Here is a 15,716-nt window from a genome sequence, read left to right on the forward strand (position 1 = left end):
ATCCTCCTACTGATTCCGATTTGTTTATTGTCCTTTTATAACGGTTGACCAATTGTTTTCAATAGTCTTTATATGTTTGAAAGGAATTCTTCTATCAAACTATTTATCATCTCCGGTTTATCTGTATTAGAATTATGACCAGCCCCTTCAATCCACTTTAAAAGAATTTTCGTTTTTCGATGCCATTCTCTGTTATACCTTATGCATGAACCGGCATGATCCTTTGTACCACATATCAACAGGGAAGAACATTTGATTTCATATGGCAGATCCTTTTCCATTGCCTCTGCCAGAATACGAAACCCATGCCCGGCAATTTGGGCATAACGATGCTGATCACCATCATAGACTAGCATCATTTCCTTCATCAGATTTCTGCCATAATCAGAAGTTGCAACTCCCTCGGTTCCGGATTTCAAAAGCAACTTCCATGGGTAATGTGCATATACTGGTTCCATTCTTTTCAGAAGCCAGATCTCCACTGCTGTCACATAGTTTCTCTGGAGCGGTGCTGAATCAATGGAAATAAAACCTGCCAGCCGGTCAGGATACAATTGTGCATAAGCCTGTCCCACATATCCTCCCATTGATTGACCGATTATAATTGGTTTTATGATTTCTTCTTTTTCAAGAATCCCATTCAGCCATTTTGCCTTATCAAACAGATCAAATTCAAACCGAAACGGCCAGGAAGAGGCATGAGCCGGTGCATCCCATACAATAATATTATATTTTTCCACGAAATGCTCAACCTGTTTATCAAACAGTCTATGGTCAGCAGTCAGCCCCGGAAGAAATACAAGCGTCGTTGTATCCAAACTCAGAATACTTGACCAATAGTGGATCGTTCCACAAGGAGTTTGATATGTACTTTCTTTCAACAAGTTCACCTCCACAATTTCCTTGCATTATTAATTCCCGTAGTTCTCCTCCCAGTAATCATAAGCATCATCATATCCGCCATCATAATTTCCTCCACCAAATTCCTCAGCCCAGTCATCAGCGAAATCATCCGGATCATCATAATTATAAACATCATAGGAATCGTTTATCCGGGATGAATAAGAAACTAAAAATTATTCATTTAATTCAGCCTCAATCTCTTCAATAGTAGGCATACTACCTCTAAACTCTTCTGGTATAAGTTTTGATAATTCATAGCTAGAAATACCAAGTGGCTGGCTAGTAGATTCTAATGCATACTGGGCTTCTACTTTATCCATATCTTTGCAAATCAGAAGTCCCAATGTAGGATTATCGGCTTCTGTTTTCATCTGATGATTAACAGCCACAACATAAGTTCCCAATTGACCTGCATAAGAAGAATCAAATTTTCCTGTTTTTATTTCTACAACAACATAGCAATGCCTTTGAGTATTGTAAAATAGCATGTCTATAAATTTTTCAGTATCTCCGACCTCAATTCTCACTTCCCTGCCCATATAAGCAAAGCCAGTACCTAACTCCATAAGAAAATTATTAACTTTCTCTATAAGCGCATCCTTTAGTTCCTTTTCATCATACCTTTCACGCAAAGTCAAAAAATCAAAATTATATGGATCCTTCGTAATTGCTTGTGCTAAATCACTCTGTTCTATCGGAAGTGTATTAGAAAAGTTAGTTATTGCCTTGCCCTGGCGTTCATATAAATCCGTTCCTAAGAAGTTTAGTAAAACATCTCTTGACCAATTGTTTTCAATAGTCTTTCTGATATAAAACAATGCCTTTGCAGAATTTCCTTTGCATTTATCAAGTATTATTTTGTTATGTCCCCATGGTATTCTAAAAATGATTTGTAAATCATCCCCAACTTGGGGACGATTTGCATCTGTAATCAATTCGTCCTCAACTTGAGAACAAATTACTGCGTCAGGATACATCTCATAAAAGTATCTCATATATTTCAAGTTAGTTGGAGAAAATGATTTCACATCTGGCAAAATAGATTTCAAATCGTCACTCACCGTTTTATAAAATCTTGTTCCATATCCAAACTGTTCACTCATAGATGAAATGCCCTTACCAAGTTTCCAATAAAATCTTAGCATCTCATCATTTATCTTCATAGAAGCCCTGATTTGGCTTCTTCTAAAATCAGTGGATATTCCGGCAATCCACTCTTTATATTCATTATCAGCCTTAAACAATTCACTCATATATAATCCTTTCTACTGTGTCAGTTCGACAATTGTCGAGTTTACAGTTTCTTTATAGGATGTCTAATGACCGTTTTCCATTTTTCTGGGGCAACCTTTCTTGCATCAGACAGATATATTTCATGATGTAATCTTCCCATATTCATATCATTAACATATCCATTCTGCTCCAAATACGCATCCATAAGTGCAACAGTTGCCGGTTCATCATCAAATGCTCCCAAGTGCATTATTTGAACACACAATCCCTCGTCAATGGTCACAAACTCTGCAGATGAACAATTTATTTTTTTCTTTTTGGTTGCTGTTTCAACAGCCCATTCAAAATCCTTTTGATTTACAAAATCAGGCAGGCGTATAACTGAAATCCAATTAAAAGAATCTTTATCTGCATAATTTACACCATATATATTTTCCTGCCACCAGAATCCTTCAAGTGGTGGAACTACATATTCAAAAAATCCTGCAATTTTATGATCTGTCTTATAACTCATTCTCAAAGTATATGCAACCGCATATAATACACTAATTGCCTGCTGATATGCTCCACCTTCTTCGTTTGGATTACCCTTTCCTCTGACCGCAATATAATTTGCTTTAGGGACAGTCACGATCTCCGGTTTATTTTTAGGCATATAAAACTCTTTATATTCTTTCTTAAAATCAAAAGCCATAACTAACTCCTTAAATTTATAATTTATGAACTCAAATTCGTTACCAGTGACGAATATCTTTTTGTCTTGTTTTTAATATCTTCCTCAGTAACACCATAATAACTGTATAAATCTCTGGATATTTTCTTAAATTTTTTCATTACCGCCTTATTTCCTGAATAAGACATTCCAAATATATTCCAAGTATAATCTATCTCCATTTCAAGAAAATCATCATCGATTCTTATTTTATACAAATGAAAATCCATAGGAATTATACTATCGGGCATTTCAGCAATCATTTCATTTCGAGTCTTTATTTTACCCAAATACTCTTTGACGGATGCTTCATTAGAAAAATCCGGTACCGAAATATCCTTCATTTCACCCAAAAGTTCTGGTTCATATTGCAAAATCAAACTCTCTTTTAGACATTTTATTTGTTCAATATATTCTCTATCAGCGGGAGCAGTTTCGGTCAATTCGTATTTATCTTTTGCATACTGCACTGTTTCAGAAAGAGAATGCGGATTTGCAACTATTGTCTTCTCTACTTTTTTTTCTCTTATATCTATATATGCTATTTTTAATTCTAATCTTTAATGGTTGCTTTTTTGAATGTCCTGCTATAAAAATGCTTGTAGGACCATCTGCACCACCTATGATTGAAATCGCATTTTTACTTTTTTGTTTCATTCGCCTTTTCATTCGCCTTTTCCTCACAAATCCCGATTTCTATTTTTGTTTCCATAGCATGGTGTACTCTTTTTCACCAGTAGCTTCATCCAAACCTTCACATTGAATAATGAACCCTTCTCTTTGGTAAAAAGAAATTGCTCTGGCATTCTTCTGATATACATTTAATCGTAAGCTGACTTTTTTATCCTTAATATAATCCAATAAAAGCTTACCTATGCCACATGACTGCATTTCATCAGAGACAAAAATACCTTCGATATATTCATCATTTAGTCCTACAAATCCTTGTATCATTTTATCTGCTTCAAACACATAGACTTCGGATTGTGACAGCATTTCTTTTACTAATTCATAATTACTTTTCCAGTATTGATTGGAAATAAAATAATGTGCTTTCAGATTTGTCTTTAACCATATGTCAGCAACTCTATCGATATCTCCGTTCAGCAACTTTCTAATCATAACAAATATTCTCCACAACTACATCCTTTATGCATTTTCTCTTTTTTCCATTCTATCACAAGCTCACCATTAATCATCAATTTTTTGATATTTTTTCTTTTCCCCCACTGTAAAACAGCCTCTGAACGTTTCGTTATATAGAGGGATACAAATAAGAGCAAGATCCACCCATGTTTAACAGTATTGCCGTTTGGCATCCTGTTCTCCTATGGGATTTATCTTGATGGGGATCTCCCCATACCCTCTCAATAACAGACGTTTCACTTGTGGATCCTTAACAAACTTACCGAAGAAGAAAATTAATAATATATTTGGTGGCTACACCCCCAAGCCCCTGTAGAATAAATAACGCCAGTACTGGATATCAAAAATCCCGCACCGGCGTTATTTATTAAAATATTTTGTTTTTTAATCTTCAACACTCTCTACTGAAACTTCTTTTTTCTTCCTACTTTTACCAGAAATCATCTTGTGTCCTGTATAAATAGCCATAATCATGCAAAGCAAAGAACTTGCTGCAAAGTACTTATGGCCTTCTTTTGATCCCTTATAACCTGTATAAAAAGTTCCAAGCATTGTAATCAGTGCACCGATAGACCAATATTTATGTGATTTCATTCAGATACCTCCTGCCGTTTTTCTTAATCATATACCTTTTAAAAGATATATACAAACTGGAAGTTGTTATTCTTTTACGATTTTATCAATGCAGAAATAAACAGCTATCATAATTAAAGATATTACCAATCCAACATAAAACTCTGGAAAAGCAAATTCGATACTATTATGAATACTCATTTTCCCTGTTATATTCATTATGTGCCAAGTAAAGAAATTGTATATTTCAGAAATCACAATTCCTACTACTCCTAATCCACCAAAAATTTTATTGATTTTTTTATTTTTAAATGGAATCCATACGCCTATAATAAAAAATAACACAGATATAATGCCTATTGGATTATACAAGTTAATTAAACCACTAATCTCTTGTACACCTTTCATTCCACCATATTGGTTTGATAACATTGGTAATAAACTAATAACAAATGCTATTGTTAATATAATCTTCTTTTTCATAAAATACATCTCACTTTCAAATTACGACTTATCGTTATGTTCACTTTTTCAGACAAGAAATTTCAAAACTAAATCATTAAAATCTTTTGCTTCTTCAAAAGCACCATGACCATATTTTTCATAGATTTTAAGCTTGCAATCAGAAATATTCTCAGCTAGCTCATATGCTGCCTTATTTCCGACAATATAATCCCGTTCTCCGCCAACAATAAGGGTTGGTACTTGAATCTTTCCAAGCCAGGGCCGTGCATCATGTGCCATACAAGCATTTCCCTGTATAATAAACCTTTCTAAACTCCTTGGTTCACTCATTTTTAATAATATTCCATAAAATCGTCGGTATGTTTTTAATTTCTGTTCAGAGTATGTTTTCTCAGCAGTATCAATAAATATATCTTTAAAATCACCTTGCTTGGCCATATCAATCCATGTACCAACAACCGTTTTAATGACATCATTTGCATATGGTGCCGTATTGGCAAGAACCAACTTGGTTACAAGCTCTGGATATTTTGCTGCAAGATGCATAGATATCACTCCACCCTGTGATACACCCATGACACATATTTTTCTCCACGATACAACTTTGAAGTTGTCAGATACTTTTATAAAACTCTCGCAATAAGGAGGCTAATTCTTCCGGAGATTCCAAATTCACTTCGTGACCGGTTCTCGGAATTTCTTTGAATTGGGAATGCTTCATAATATCTGCAAGTTCGATAGATGCTCTTTTGTTGGTTTTATCTTTTTCTCCACAAACGACCAATACAGGACAGGAGACTTGGTTCAATGAATCACTAAAATCAAGTGCCACCATGGTGTCACACAGACTTATAAAATCGAGTTTTCCAAAGCCGGTTTGTTGAAACATCGACTGTGGCATAAAACGAAATAGTGCATTTTGCAGTTTTAATAATCTCTTTGGCATCTTATACTGCGTTGCAATCAAAACTAATGCCTTTACTTTTTGGGGATAGTCTATCGCATAGTTAAGTGCCAACACTCCACCCAAGGAAAGACCACACAAAATGATTTCCTCATTTTCTGCATCACACAATTCCACAAAAGCAGAGTAGAGGGTGGAATATGTTGCCGCTTTGCCTTTGACCATTTCCGACAAATCCAAGCATACGCTATGATCCAACACTTCTGTTGCTTCTATCGCCTTGTTCCAACTGCCTGCATTTTGTCCCAATCCATGCAAGTATAAGTATTTCATCTGTTCTCTCCTCAACTTCCGATTTTCTCAATTCTCCAAACTTGAATTTATCGTCTTGTTCCATTCTTATCAAAATTCTTTTTTAATGCTATTTCTGTTGGGAGAATAGATCCAATTAAAGGAATAAGTTGAACACCACAGATAATTCCTCCTATACTCCCAACACAATCTTCATTTTTTCCAATTACTAAAAGCATGAATATTACTGTTATCGGCAACATAACCATTCCACAGACATACCAAACTTTACCACAATATTTATGAGCAAATTCCCATGTGTCTTTGTTCTTCATAGACATCGAAGTCCGATATCCAAATACTGAATTTATTTCCTTTGGAGCCTTTTTCATAAAATATCTTCCAAAACCAATCATCGTAAATGGAAGAAGCAAATCCATAATCAACATAAAAATCCAAAACCCCATTGTAAACCTCCTTTACTACAACTTCCGATTGAGATTTCACCTGTTTTAAGAGATTTAATAACTGTTATATTTTGTTATTAAATTCTCTGTAAACCCTTGAAAACACTGGATTTGTCGCAGGTGAGCTTTCCCTTATTGTTTCCCTTGTGTTATATCGTCCCGCCAGTGTTTACAAACTCTGATAAGGGAAAATACAAGGGCACAAGATGTCCGGTGGACATCTGCTCTGTGCCGACCGAAGCGGCAGCGGAGACCAAGAAAATCATATAAAACAGTATAACACAAAATAAAAGTGACATGGTGAACTGATTGAAATGCTTCTGATTTTTGTAACTGATGATTTATTGATCGATAAGGAGATAAGATACGATGAGAACAATATTTGCAGAATATAATCCACAATGCAACAGTATTGATGTTTATACCAGTGCCGGCTATATGCTTCGCATTGACTGCTGGGAAGCTGAGAAGGACTTAAAAACCACGCCTGGATCAGACTGTGCATTAAATACACTTGCTATTGACGAACCACTGGAATATGCAAGATTATATCTTGATGGAAATTTACAGATGTGGGTTGATGCAGAAGATTCACTTGAACTTTAATATTTCCTGTTAAAAATTGAGTAGGAGGCAGTGACTAACCGCCGTCCTCTCAGTGGACAGCCCCCAATTGGTGAACTGTCCACTTTTTTTAATAATATTCTCGTTCTTCCCACCAGTCGTTCACTTAACATCGGATTCCAATATAAATCACATTCTCAGGCAGTAACAGTACAATAAGATTTATCGGATATTTCAACAAACGCTTATAACAATCCACTGTATATTTTTAAATCTTCATCTTTAAACACATTAAAGATTACCTTTTTTATTCTGCTGTCTTTGTTAAGATACTGCTTTACAGTGTTCGTTGCAATCTCGGCAGCTCGTTGCTGTGGAAAACGGAATACACCTGTAGACAAACAACAGAATGCAATAGATTCCACACCAGTATCAGCTGCAAGCTTTAGGCACTCTGTGTAGCAGTTTGCCAACAGGTCTTCATCTTCTTTTGTGACTTTCCATTGTATAATAGGTCCTACCGTATGAAGAATATATTTTGTCGGAAGATTGTATCCCGAGGTTATCTTTGCTTTGCCGGTCTCTTCTTCATGCCCCTGCTTTGCCATAATTTCATGCATTTTCAGACGAAGTTCCATTCCAGCATAAGTATGAATAAAGTTATCAATACAGGCATGCATCGGTGAAAAACAACCAAGCATCTGTGAGTTACACGCATTCACGATCGCATCACATTTCAAAGTGGTAATATCCCCCTGCCAGATATATAATCTCGAATCGGATTTTACAGGTGCAAGCGTGTCAACATCTGTGATTCCACGCTCTATATTTCTTTCTGTAAGATACTCATCCTGTATTTTCAAAAAATCATTACTGATTGGTCTTGGCGGTCTGACATTCATAAGTGAGCGGAGCAGATTTTCCTGCCCCTGCTTATCCGTAGGAATGTTCTGTCTGCCAAACGGTATTTCTTCTTTTAAAAGATACTGAATCAGATATTCTCTTCGCTCATCCTGTGTCATAATACCAGCCCCCTTATATCAGTAATTGCCTTTGCCATATCACCGCCAATACCGATTGCACGTTCCCCGAAGCTTTCCGGAACTACCGCTTCATCCATATTCAGGCGTATCAAACTATAAGACGAGTTCTCCCTCACCATCTTTTCAAAAGGGAAACGTATAATAATCGGCGTATTAAATCCAACTCCAAGTTCCAAAAGAACAACCTTTTTATCTTTATGCTGTTCCAGAAACCCCGCATACCTGTCGGCTGCCTCATGCCACGCTTCATCTTCCACAAAATAATTATCACAACGGAGATTCATAGCCATATTGCCGCCACACACCGGACATTTTGGTACAAGTTCTGATGGAATCAGGCAGTCTCTTCTTGCTTTATCCATTTTACGAAACAGGTCTTTTGCATCGTAAGTCTTTGGATGACAGGCTTTCTGGCACTGGATTTTCCCATAATCTCCCTGTGTTGCAAATATTCTTTTTTCATCGAATCCCGCTTTATAAAACTGATGATCCACATTGGTTGTAAGTACAAAATATTCTTTGTTCTTTACAATATCATAAAGCTCTGTATAAAGCGGCAATGCCGGAGGATCAAAGCGGTTCATCAATGCATGTTTTGACCAGTATCCCCACTTTGCCTCCTCAGACGGATATGGATAAAATCCGGCTGCATACATATCTGTCATGTAGTACTCACCGTATTTTTTTATAAATTCTGCAAAATTGTCTGTAAACCTTTTACCACCATATTGGATTCCCGCAGCTGTCGATGCCCCGGCTCCTGCCCCGATTATAACACAGTCTGTATTTCTTATATTCTTTGCTGCCCTGTCAATCTGGTCTTCATATGCATCCTTTTGGAATACATAATCCCTTGCCGGAGTACTACATAAAAAGTTTCTCCAGTCAGCATGCCCTTTTCTGATTTTCTTAAAAATCATAATGAACCTCTTTTCTCAATACACTGCTTCGGACAAATTTCTGCACATCTTCCACAATGCAGACAATGATTCTGGTTGATAGTAACCGGAACTGAAGATATATCAATGCATTTTTGCGGACATACAGAGTAACACAGTTTGCATCCAATACATTCTTTTCCAATAAAATACCCTGTCTGAACTGCCTCGGTTTTTCCAATTGTTATAGTATCCCTCACAATATTTGATGGATTGCTGATATCAAAATACTCTCCCTGTGCCTCATACAGCCGAAACACTTCGATTGCGTCTTTCGTATCTCCCGGATAGATTTTCTTCATATATGGATTTTTTTCAAACATAATATCAAGATTCTTTTTTTCGATGTTCTTTATTTTTCCACGCAGAGACACCGCAATTTTGTCTTTTGTTGCGGATATTGCCACATACTGCTGCTCCATTAACTGGTCATAAAATGCTTTTCCCTTTGCTGTAAGGAAATACACACCTTCTTCATCATAGTACATCATATCTATGATTCTTGTCTGAGGATGTCCATCTGAACCTATCGTTGCAACTGTTGTTGAATGAATTTCATCCACCAGAAGTTCAAGATAATCCATTTTTGTCATTTCAAAGTCTCTCCTTTCAGTATCGGTGTAAGTTTTTTATATATCATCATGGCAATTGCTCCAATCACCAAGCCTTTTAAGATATTAAACGGCAATGCATTGAATAGCACAACGTCCAGCTTTGTCTTAATAAATGGCAGAAATTCGCCAAATGATGGACTCAAAGGAACCGGAAACTCTAAAAATGCCAACACATATGATATAGCTGCCAGTAGAGCTGTCATTGTTATCGTCCTTGTGGAAACTAAATTTTTTCTTGTTTTAATAGTTGCTGTATTGTTACTCATAAATCTCCTTTTTGTGAGATATGCCTGAATTTAAAACAGCCCGCAGGACGGGATTCCCTGCGGGACTTGTTTTATCATATCTTCTCTCATCCGGACTTTACCGTCGGTTATGGAATTGCACCATATCAGCTTTTGCTCGCAGACTATACTGCCGGTCAGGAATTACACCTTGCCCCGAAGACTGTAATTTTTTCTGTTAATTATCTTTAAAATTCATAAGGTGGATTTCCAGAGAAATCTGCGATTAAACCATGCGGATTTTCAAGATAGAATACCTCAAAAATAGGATTATCTGCTGTCTGGTACTGTCCCTTAACGATAGGATTGTTCATGCATCCTTCCTTTACACTCTTGTTGTCCTCAAATACTGCTTTGCCATGAAGGCGAATCCATGCGTATTCAGGGGAAGATACTGATACTTCTACTTCAGGATTTGCTAACATATCTTTGTAAACATCCTTTGTGTTGTTAGTACAGAACCAAAGCTTTCCGTCCTGCTCAAAACAGAACATGAATGGACGGCATTTTGCCTTTCCATCTCTTCCGACGGTTGCTAAATACTGAACCGGGTTTTTCTGTAAAAATTCTACTACTTTCTGCATTTTAAATTACCTCCTCGATATGTTGTAACAATGATTATTACATCTTGTGGCTATACAATATCATCAGTTTAATGTAATGTCAATAGTTACATCAAACTTTTTGTAACTTTTTTTGTTACAACTCCTTTTGAAGATTTTACATTGATTATGAAAAACAAAAAGGCTCCGGAAATTGTGATGATATAATCACTCATCCGAAACCTTCTGTAGACTACTCTTCCTCTGTATACACTGCAATATCTTTTTTCACATCAGCAAGTGTCATTTCTGAAAGTTTTTCCTCCATTGCCTTCTGTACTTCTAACAGTCTCTTATCAAGAACATGGTGAATATTCTTTCCTACCGGACATTTCTGATTGGGATTCTCATGAAAATGAAACAGTTCTTCATCTGGTACACATTCCACTGCTTTATACACATCAAGGAATGTAATCTGCTCCAATGGTCTGGTAATTGTCACACCGCCTGTCCCTCTTGCAACTTCAATAAGACCAGCGGCCTTTAATTGTTGCAATATTTTACGAACAATCACCGGATTAGTTCCAATGCTTGCTGCCATAAAATCACTAGTCATCTTCTGATCCGAAAATGTATCTATACAGGCAAACATATGGATTGCCATTGTAAATCTGCTTGAAATCTGCATTATAAACACCTCTCTTTGACAGTAATCATATCAAAAAACAGATGTAATTTCAATGGTTACATTGTTGTTGAAAACTTAATATAAATACAATCAATAGTCTGCTTTAGAAAAAACAGAAAGATACTTTACAAAATCTTCCTGTTTTCTTTTTGTTTTAGTAATATCCTCGTTCCTCCCGCCAGTCTTTCACATAACATCGGATTCCGATATAGACCACGTACCAGTCATGCTTCTCATTTTTTCCAAAGCCTCAATCTGCTCCATCTCTTCGTCAGTTAATTCAAAATCATACAACTGCGTGTTCTCCATGATGTGATCAGGATTGCTTGAACCCGGAATTCCAATTCTGGTGTCACTACTTCCAGTCTCCCAATTTCTATTTTATCTGATTGCAAATATCCGCAATAATCTGAACCGGTGTCATACCAACCTCTTTCAGTAATTCATTTGGGTCATATCGGTCATAAAATTTCTTATCAAGTCCGTAATTTTTCACTTTCATATCAGAACTACCATAAAAGGAAGCTATTTTCTCGCCAAAACCGCCGCTTAAAATACCGTCTTCCATGGTTATTACCATCTGATGTCTTTCGGAAAGACTTTCCAGTAATTCTTTGTCAATACCAGAAGCAAAACGAGGATTGATCAATGTCGGCGTAAAGCCAAATTCTGCTTTTATTTTTGCGCTGAGCTGTTCACCACGCTGATAAAAATCACCAAGTGCCAGAATTGCAACCTTTTCACCAGCTTCTTCCACTTTAAAATGATTCAGTCTGTTAAAATCCTTATCTGCTTCACGATAGGTCACCTGATTTCCGGGGATGAGAATCATAACCGGATGTTCCTTCTGATCAACTGACCAATCAAGCATAGCAAGGTATTCATCTTTTGAGGTAGGTGCAAGCACTACCAGATTCGGAACATTCGTGTAAGCTGCCAGTCCAAAAATTCCAAGATGCGTAACATCTGTCAAACTGTCAAAAGAATTGTAGTTTAAGAGAATCGTAACAGAACTATTGTTAATACATACATCATGGGAAATCTGGTCATACGCTCTTTGAATAAAGGTTGTGTTAGTAACCACAAGCGGTTTCGCACCGTTTTTTGCAGCACCAGATGCCATGGCAACCGCCTGTTCCTCCGCAATCCCTACATCCACATACTGCAATCCAAGCTCCTTTCGCTGTTCCTGATTTAAGCCTGCACTGCCTGGCATAGCAGGAGTAATCACAAGAAACTCAGAATCACTTTTTGCTTTTTCCATAATATACTCAGCAGTGATAGATGTATAATCTTCTCCATCTCCAAAAGAAATTGTAGGTTTGCCTGTTTCACGGTCAAATGGCATACACCAATGCCATCCCTCTTTGTCTTTTTCAGCAATCTCATATCCCTTTCCTTTTTGTGTATGGATATGGACTACGATTGGATGATCCGTATCTTTCACCTTGCGGAATAAGGAAATCAGTGATGCTATGTCATTGCCGTTTTCCTCATATATATAATCTAATCCAAACGCTTTGAAGAGATTATTGGAAGCAGTTCCGCCTGTCTCTCTTAGTTCGGCAAGATTTTTATACATTCCGCCATGTACTTCGGCAATCGACTGCTCATTATCATTTACTATAATAATTAGATTGGAGTTAATCTCTGATCCGGCTACATTCAATCCCTCTAGTGCTTCACCGCCTGAAAGGGAGCCATCACCAATAATTGCAATAATATTTTCTTTATCTCCTTTTATATCTCTCGCTTTAGCCAGACCTGTAGCCAAAGAAACTGAAGTCGAAGTGTGACCTACATTGAAGAAGTCATGTTCACTTTCTTCCGGATTTGTATAACCGGAATCCTCTGAAAAGTGCTCATCGGAAATATATCCATTCTTTCTTCCGGTCAGAATCTTATGAGGATAACTCTGATGAGATACGTCAAATACAAACTTATCCTTAGGCGAAGAGAAAACATAATGCATGGCAATCTCTGCCTCCACCATACCGAAATTTGGACCAAAGTGACCGCCGATTTTAGTCAACCGGTTAAACAATGCCTCTCTGATTTCCGAAGCAAGTTCCTTCAGCTGCTCCATAGACAATTTTTTTACATCTTCCGGTCCGTTAATTGTTTGAATAATTTTATAATCTGTCATTTACATTCTCCTTATTTTCATTAGATTTCTTTAACGAGTAGATCAAATAATCCAGGCAATCTATGTTTTCCTGATAATTATGTGTCTGTTCTATTAAATGTTTTCTATACACATACAACTGTGATAACAGCGCTTCTACATTGTTTTCTTGTGCCAGTTTCATGCAACGCTGGATTGTTTTCTGATTACAGCCTGTGTCCACAAGATTCTGATAAATTCTTCCATATTTGTCATTTGCTTCTGCCATCTGTCTGCACCTCCTGCTTTAATTATACATTCTTCAAGCGATATATCTAATACTTATAATTCATATCACGATATTCTTGACAAGAATATCATTTAAGTATAGGATAATAAAAAATGTTGGAGGTTGTACTATGGAAATTCGTGTACTTCGCTATTTTCTTGAAATTGCACGTGAAGGAAATATGTCAAGGGCTGCTGAAAGACTTCATGTTACACAGCCAACGCTCTCTAAGCAGATGAAGAATCTGGAACAAGAGCTTGGCAAAAAATTATTTATGCGTGGTAGCACCAGCGTCAGTCTTACTGATGAGGGTATGCTTCTACGAAAAAGAGCAGAAGATTTACTGGCCTTGGCTGACAAAATCACAAACGAATTTCAGGCAATGGATGATATCACAGGCGGTGATATTTATATTGGCTGTGCAGAATCTTATCTTGTAAAGTATCTTGCCCGTGCTGTAAAAAAGTTAAGCAGCATTTATCCCAATATCCATTATCATGTTACCAGCGGTGATACCGAACAGGTAACGGAACGATTAGACCGTGGTCTTCTGGATATGGCATTTATTGTAGAACCGCCAGATTTATCAAAATACAATTATCTTGAAGTTCCCGAATACGATACATGGGGTGTTCTGATGAGAAAGGACAATCCATTAGCCACAAAAGAGGCTATTATCTTTGATGACTTATTGGATATTCCTATTTTTTGTTCTGAACAGTCTGCTAAAATGGATTTACCCCGTTGGTGTTCCGATAACCTTGACCGACTTAATATATTAGCGACATTTAATCTCTGCAATAACGGTGCCGTTTTTGTCCGTGAAGGGCTGGGGGTTGAGCTTACCTTTGACAAGTTAGTAGAAACAAATGCAGAAAGTGATTTATGCTTCCGTCCGATTACACCGCCCCTCCATACAAAAATGTATGTTATATGGAAAAAATATCAAATATTCACTCCTGTTGCTAATCTGTTACTGGAAGAAATAAAAAAGATCATCGTTTTACCATAATCGTGAAACGATGACCTTTTTGTGATTTGAACACAGCAAGACAAACTCCGATTGAGATTTCACCTGTTTTAAGAGATTTGATAACTGTTATATCTTGTTATTAAATTCTCTGCCAACCCTTGAAAACACTGGATTTATCGCAGATGAGCTTTCCCTTATTCTTTCCCTTGTGTTATATCGTCCCATCAGTGTTTACGAATTCTGATAAGGGCAAATACAAGGGCAAGAAAATCATATAAAACAGTATAACACAAAATAAAAGTGACATGGTGAACTGATTGAAATGCTTCTGATTTTTGTATCTGATGATTGATTGAATGATAAGGAGATAGGATACGATGAGAACGATATTTGCAGAATACAATCCACACAGAAACAGTATTGATGTTTATACCAGTGCTGGCTATATGCTTCGCATTGATTGTTGGGAAGCAGAAAAGAATTTAAAAACCACTCCCGGATCAGACTGTGCATTAACTTCACTTGCAGTTGATGAACCACTTGAATATGCAAGATTATATCTTGATGGAAATTTGCAGATGTGGGTGAACGCGGAAGATTCATTAGAGATATAGAAATACCTTTTAGAACAAAGTAGTCTTTCGCCTCTACGAATATAATTGTGAATTAGACGCTTATATCCGAAATAAACAATTGGAACATACCCGACAGGAGAACTTTCTTTGATAAGTCACGAAAAGAAACAGTCTATCAGAAAATGCAATCTGACACATAGACGGGCTCGACACATAGAATAAACAAGAGGACTTGCAAGGTTTGTGACCTTCTTTCAAGCCCTCTTATGTATCATTGCGGTACTGGCTGTGTCCGTTCCGTAAAGGACTGCCCTAAGTGTATCGGCTTCACCTTGTTCCTTTACCTCACTATTCACAAATCACTTTTGCTATTTTCGCAATAATATTGCAAATAAAACAATTAGAACT

At 36.9% G+C, this 15,716-nt stretch carries 24 protein-coding genes and 1 riboswitch; of the genes, 3 read left to right on the plus strand and 21 right to left on the minus strand.

Annotated elements, in window-relative coordinates:
* Positions 1-68: 68 nt before the first annotated feature.
* The 12 genes from BQ7344_RS09645 to BQ7344_RS09695 all read right to left on the minus strand — a co-directional run bounded on the left by BQ7344_RS09645 (position 69) and on the right by BQ7344_RS09695 (position 6,694).
* Positions 69-881, minus strand: coding sequence for an alpha/beta fold hydrolase (locus BQ7344_RS09645; RefSeq protein ID WP_072522427.1), 813 nt, complete (start codon positions 879-881; stop codon positions 69-71).
* A gap of 195 nt (positions 882-1,076) precedes the next feature.
* A complete protein-coding gene (locus BQ7344_RS09650; protein WP_072522428.1) occupies positions 1,077-2,156 on the minus strand; it encodes a PDDEXK nuclease domain-containing protein in 1,080 nt (359 codons plus the stop codon).
* A gap of 41 nt (positions 2,157-2,197) precedes the next feature.
* Positions 2,198-2,830, minus strand: a complete 633-nt coding sequence (locus tag BQ7344_RS09655) for a GyrI-like domain-containing protein (protein ID WP_072522429.1) — start codon at positions 2,828-2,830, stop codon at positions 2,198-2,200.
* A 23-nt stretch (positions 2,831-2,853) separates the two neighbouring features.
* Complete coding sequence (locus tag BQ7344_RS09660; RefSeq protein ID WP_330392842.1) at positions 2,854-3,318, minus strand: hypothetical protein; 465 nt, start codon at positions 3,316-3,318, stop codon at positions 2,854-2,856.
* 4 nt (positions 3,319-3,322) lie between these two features.
* Positions 3,323-3,505: a hypothetical protein gene (locus BQ7344_RS16960; RefSeq protein WP_330392843.1), complete on the minus strand. Its 183-nt coding sequence runs from the start codon at positions 3,503-3,505 to the stop codon at positions 3,323-3,325.
* Between the two features lie 39 nt (positions 3,506-3,544).
* Positions 3,545-3,970, minus strand: coding sequence for a GNAT family N-acetyltransferase (locus BQ7344_RS09665; RefSeq protein ID WP_015541495.1), 426 nt, complete (start codon positions 3,968-3,970; stop codon positions 3,545-3,547).
* Positions 3,967-4,167, minus strand: coding sequence for a hypothetical protein (locus BQ7344_RS09670; RefSeq protein WP_015541494.1), 201 nt, complete (start codon positions 4,165-4,167; stop codon positions 3,967-3,969). The genes BQ7344_RS09665 and BQ7344_RS09670 overlap by 4 nt, the downstream gene beginning before the upstream one ends.
* A 211-nt stretch (positions 4,168-4,378) precedes the next feature.
* Positions 4,379-4,588: a DUF6219 family protein gene (locus BQ7344_RS09675; RefSeq protein ID WP_008392833.1), complete on the minus strand. Its 210-nt coding sequence runs from the start codon at positions 4,586-4,588 to the stop codon at positions 4,379-4,381.
* A 66-nt stretch (positions 4,589-4,654) separates the two neighbouring features.
* Positions 4,655-5,050 (minus strand): hypothetical protein, encoded by a 396-nt coding sequence (locus tag BQ7344_RS09680; RefSeq protein WP_072522430.1) that lies wholly within the window; start codon positions 5,048-5,050, stop codon positions 4,655-4,657.
* Between the two features lie 48 nt (positions 5,051-5,098).
* On the minus strand, positions 5,099-5,659 hold the full coding sequence (locus BQ7344_RS09685) for an alpha/beta fold hydrolase (protein WP_119247641.1): 561 nt from the start codon (positions 5,657-5,659) through the stop codon (positions 5,099-5,101).
* Entirely contained in the window at positions 5,646-6,269 is a 624-nt protein-coding gene (locus BQ7344_RS09690) for an alpha/beta fold hydrolase (RefSeq protein WP_072522432.1), read from the minus strand. The genes BQ7344_RS09685 and BQ7344_RS09690 overlap by 14 nt, the downstream gene beginning before the upstream one ends.
* A gap of 47 nt (positions 6,270-6,316) precedes the next feature.
* Positions 6,317-6,694: an SdpI family protein gene (locus tag BQ7344_RS09695; protein ID WP_003864540.1), complete on the minus strand. Its 378-nt coding sequence runs from the start codon at positions 6,692-6,694 to the stop codon at positions 6,317-6,319.
* A 369-nt stretch (positions 6,695-7,063) separates the two neighbouring features.
* Between BQ7344_RS09695 and BQ7344_RS09705 the strand changes: the two genes are divergently transcribed.
* On the plus strand, positions 7,064-7,300 hold the full coding sequence (locus BQ7344_RS09705; protein WP_055057071.1) for a DUF6061 family protein: 237 nt from the start codon (positions 7,064-7,066) through the stop codon (positions 7,298-7,300).
* 203 nt (positions 7,301-7,503) lie between these two features.
* Here the strand turns inward: BQ7344_RS09705 and BQ7344_RS09710 are convergent, their stop codons facing one another.
* The 9 genes from BQ7344_RS09710 to BQ7344_RS09745 form a co-directional block, all read right to left on the minus strand.
* Positions 7,504-8,280, minus strand: a complete 777-nt coding sequence (locus BQ7344_RS09710; protein ID WP_072522433.1) for a protein-ADP-ribose hydrolase — start codon at positions 8,278-8,280, stop codon at positions 7,504-7,506.
* The gene (locus BQ7344_RS09715; protein WP_072522434.1) at positions 8,277-9,221 is read right to left on the minus strand and encodes an SIR2 family NAD-dependent protein deacylase; all 945 of its coding nucleotides are present in this window, start codon (positions 9,219-9,221) and stop codon (positions 8,277-8,279) included. The genes BQ7344_RS09710 and BQ7344_RS09715 overlap by 4 nt, the downstream gene beginning before the upstream one ends.
* On the minus strand, positions 9,218-9,832 hold the full coding sequence (locus tag BQ7344_RS09720; RefSeq protein ID WP_072522435.1) for a 4Fe-4S binding protein: 615 nt from the start codon (positions 9,830-9,832) through the stop codon (positions 9,218-9,220). The genes BQ7344_RS09715 and BQ7344_RS09720 overlap by 4 nt, the downstream gene beginning before the upstream one ends.
* Positions 9,829-10,119 (minus strand): hypothetical protein, encoded by a 291-nt coding sequence (locus tag BQ7344_RS09725; protein WP_005426046.1) that lies wholly within the window; start codon positions 10,117-10,119, stop codon positions 9,829-9,831. The genes BQ7344_RS09720 and BQ7344_RS09725 overlap by 4 nt, the downstream gene beginning before the upstream one ends.
* 74 nt (positions 10,120-10,193) lie before the next feature.
* Positions 10,194-10,305: riboswitch (FMN riboswitch) on the minus strand.
* Positions 10,306-10,325: 20 nt separating this feature from the next.
* On the minus strand, positions 10,326-10,721 hold the full coding sequence (locus tag BQ7344_RS09730) for a pyridoxamine 5'-phosphate oxidase family protein (RefSeq protein WP_004844992.1): 396 nt from the start codon (positions 10,719-10,721) through the stop codon (positions 10,326-10,328).
* A gap of 211 nt (positions 10,722-10,932) precedes the next feature.
* The gene (locus tag BQ7344_RS09735) at positions 10,933-11,367 is read right to left on the minus strand and encodes an Rrf2 family transcriptional regulator (RefSeq protein ID WP_072522436.1); all 435 of its coding nucleotides are present in this window, start codon (positions 11,365-11,367) and stop codon (positions 10,933-10,935) included.
* A 186-nt stretch (positions 11,368-11,553) separates the two neighbouring features.
* Positions 11,554-11,676, minus strand: coding sequence for a hypothetical protein (locus tag BQ7344_RS16965; RefSeq protein ID WP_442855805.1), 123 nt, complete (start codon positions 11,674-11,676; stop codon positions 11,554-11,556).
* A gap of 67 nt (positions 11,677-11,743) precedes the next feature.
* Complete coding sequence (locus BQ7344_RS09740) at positions 11,744-13,513, minus strand: 1-deoxy-D-xylulose-5-phosphate synthase (RefSeq protein WP_072522437.1); 1,770 nt, start codon at positions 13,511-13,513, stop codon at positions 11,744-11,746.
* Positions 13,500-13,760 (minus strand): hypothetical protein, encoded by a 261-nt coding sequence (locus BQ7344_RS09745; RefSeq protein WP_072522438.1) that lies wholly within the window; start codon positions 13,758-13,760, stop codon positions 13,500-13,502. The genes BQ7344_RS09740 and BQ7344_RS09745 overlap by 14 nt, the downstream gene beginning before the upstream one ends.
* A 130-nt stretch (positions 13,761-13,890) precedes the next feature.
* Between BQ7344_RS09745 and BQ7344_RS09750 the strand changes: the two genes are divergently transcribed.
* Both BQ7344_RS09750 and BQ7344_RS09755 read left to right on the plus strand, forming a co-directional pair.
* Positions 13,891-14,772, plus strand: a complete 882-nt coding sequence (locus BQ7344_RS09750; protein WP_072522439.1) for a LysR family transcriptional regulator — start codon at positions 13,891-13,893, stop codon at positions 14,770-14,772.
* A 338-nt stretch (positions 14,773-15,110) separates the two neighbouring features.
* Entirely contained in the window at positions 15,111-15,347 is a 237-nt protein-coding gene (locus tag BQ7344_RS09755) for a DUF6061 family protein (RefSeq protein WP_004841179.1), read from the plus strand.
* Positions 15,348-15,716 lie beyond the last annotated feature (369 nt).

This window comes from Blautia sp. Marseille-P3087, from assembly GCF_900120195.1.
GTDB lineage: Bacteria > Bacillota > Clostridia > Lachnospirales > Lachnospiraceae > Blautia_A.

What these genes read in the sequence shown, in the direction of transcription:
- BQ7344_RS09650 (WP_072522428.1), bottom strand. Translation starts at nt 2,156, where the DNA reads ATGAGTGAATTGTTTAAGGCTGATAATGAATATAAAGAGTGGATTGCC.
- BQ7344_RS09655 (WP_072522429.1), bottom strand. Translation starts at nt 2,830, where the DNA reads ATGGCTTTTGATTTTAAGAAAGAATATAAAGAGTTTTATATGCCTAAA.
- BQ7344_RS16960 (WP_330392843.1), bottom strand. Translation starts at nt 3,505, where the DNA reads ATGAAACAAAAAAGTAAAAATGCGATTTCAATCATAGGTGGTGCAGAT.
- BQ7344_RS09665 (WP_015541495.1), bottom strand. Translation starts at nt 3,970, where the DNA reads ATGATTAGAAAGTTGCTGAACGGAGATATCGATAGAGTTGCTGACATA.
- BQ7344_RS09670 (WP_015541494.1), bottom strand. Translation starts at nt 4,167, where the DNA reads ATGCCAAACGGCAATACTGTTAAACATGGGTGGATCTTGCTCTTATTT.
- BQ7344_RS09675 (WP_008392833.1), bottom strand. Translation starts at nt 4,588, where the DNA reads ATGAAATCACATAAATATTGGTCTATCGGTGCACTGATTACAATGCTT.
- BQ7344_RS09680 (WP_072522430.1), bottom strand. Translation starts at nt 5,050, where the DNA reads ATGAAAAAGAAGATTATATTAACAATAGCATTTGTTATTAGTTTATTA.
- BQ7344_RS09690 (WP_072522432.1), bottom strand. Translation starts at nt 6,269, where the DNA reads ATGAAATACTTATACTTGCATGGATTGGGACAAAATGCAGGCAGTTGG.
- BQ7344_RS09695 (WP_003864540.1), bottom strand. Translation starts at nt 6,694, where the DNA reads ATGGGGTTTTGGATTTTTATGTTGATTATGGATTTGCTTCTTCCATTT.
- BQ7344_RS09705 (WP_055057071.1), top strand. Translation starts at nt 7,064, where the DNA reads ATGAGAACAATATTTGCAGAATATAATCCACAATGCAACAGTATTGAT.
- BQ7344_RS09710 (WP_072522433.1), bottom strand. Translation starts at nt 8,280, where the DNA reads ATGACACAGGATGAGCGAAGAGAATATCTGATTCAGTATCTTTTAAAA.
- BQ7344_RS09715 (WP_072522434.1), bottom strand. Translation starts at nt 9,221, where the DNA reads ATGATTTTTAAGAAAATCAGAAAAGGGCATGCTGACTGGAGAAACTTT.
- BQ7344_RS09720 (WP_072522435.1), bottom strand. Translation starts at nt 9,832, where the DNA reads ATGACAAAAATGGATTATCTTGAACTTCTGGTGGATGAAATTCATTCA.
- BQ7344_RS09725 (WP_005426046.1), bottom strand. Translation starts at nt 10,119, where the DNA reads ATGAGTAACAATACAGCAACTATTAAAACAAGAAAAAATTTAGTTTCC.
- BQ7344_RS09730 (WP_004844992.1), bottom strand. Translation starts at nt 10,721, where the DNA reads ATGCAGAAAGTAGTAGAATTTTTACAGAAAAACCCGGTTCAGTATTTA.
- BQ7344_RS09735 (WP_072522436.1), bottom strand. Translation starts at nt 11,367, where the DNA reads ATGCAGATTTCAAGCAGATTTACAATGGCAATCCATATGTTTGCCTGT.
- BQ7344_RS16965 (WP_442855805.1), bottom strand. Translation starts at nt 11,676, where the DNA reads ATGGAGAACACGCAGTTGTATGATTTTGAATTAACTGACGAAGAGATG.
- BQ7344_RS09740 (WP_072522437.1), bottom strand. Translation starts at nt 13,513, where the DNA reads ATGACAGATTATAAAATTATTCAAACAATTAACGGACCGGAAGATGTA.
- BQ7344_RS09745 (WP_072522438.1), bottom strand. Translation starts at nt 13,760, where the DNA reads ATGGCAGAAGCAAATGACAAATATGGAAGAATTTATCAGAATCTTGTG.
- BQ7344_RS09750 (WP_072522439.1), top strand. Translation starts at nt 13,891, where the DNA reads ATGGAAATTCGTGTACTTCGCTATTTTCTTGAAATTGCACGTGAAGGA.
- BQ7344_RS09755 (WP_004841179.1), top strand. Translation starts at nt 15,111, where the DNA reads ATGAGAACGATATTTGCAGAATACAATCCACACAGAAACAGTATTGAT.